Consider the following 1,009-nt stretch of genomic DNA (forward strand, 5'->3'; position numbering starts at 1 on the left):
CGTACGCGCCGTCGGAGGAGCATGAGCTGCTGCGGCGGACGGTGCGCGAGCTGGCGGAGGCCAAGATCGCTCCTTTCGCGGCGGAGGTGGACGAGGAGTCCCGGTTCCCGCAGGAGGCGCTGGAGGCGCTGGTCGCCAACGATCTGCATGCGGTGCACGTGCCCGAATCGTACGGGGGTGCGGGAGCGGACGCGCTGGCCACGGTGATCGTGATCGAGGAGGTGGCGCGGGCGTGCGGGTCCTCGTCGCTGATCCCGGCGGTGAACAAGCTGGGCACGGTGCCGGTGCTGCTGGCGGGGTCGGAGGAGCTGAAGAAGAAGTACCTGGGGCCGGTGGCGCGGGGGGAGGCGATGTTCTCCTATGCGCTGTCGGAGGCCGATGCGGGGTCGGACGCCGCGGGGATGAAGACGCGTGCGGTGCGTGATGGTGACACCTGGGTGCTCAACGGCGCGAAGATGTGCATCACCAATGCGGGGGTGTCGGAGTACTACACGGTGATGGCGGTGACCGATCCGTCGGCGGGTGCGCGGGGGATCTCGGCGTTCGTGGTGGAGAAGTCCGATCCGGGGGTGTCGTTCGGTCCCAAGGAGCGCAAGCTGGGGATCAAGGGGTCGCCGACGCGTCAGGTGATCTTGGAGGATGTGCGGATTCCGGCGGATCGGCTGATCGGTGCGGAGGGGACGGGGTTCAAGACGGCGCTGGCGACGCTGGACCACACGCGGATCACGATCGCGGCGCAGGCGCTGGGGATCGCGCAGGGGGCGCTGGATTTCGCGCTGGGGTATGTGAAGGAGCGGCGGCAGTTCGGTAAGCCGATCGCTGATTTCCAGGGTGTGCAGTTCATGCTGGCGGACATGGCGATGCGGCTGGAGGGTGCGCGGCAGCTGACGTATCACGCGGCGATCAAGTCCGAGCGGGCGATGGGCGGGGAGAAGGTCGCGGATCTGACGTTCGTGTCGTCGGCGTGCAAGGCGCTGGCCTCGGATGTGGCGATGGACGTGACGACCGA

1 protein-coding gene is annotated in these 1,009 nt (G+C 68.4%); it reads left to right on the plus strand.

All coding sequences use genetic code 11. From position 1 onward, the window contains the following. Nucleotides 1–1,009: acyl-CoA dehydrogenase family protein (locus CHF16_RS39190; RefSeq protein ID WP_179271939.1), on the plus strand; the 1,009-nt coding region annotated here is incomplete at both ends.

The sequence above is a fragment of the Actinomadura meyerae genome, from assembly GCF_900188445.1.
Classification (GTDB): domain Bacteria; phylum Actinomycetota; class Actinomycetes; order Streptosporangiales; family Streptosporangiaceae; genus Spirillospora; species Spirillospora meyerae.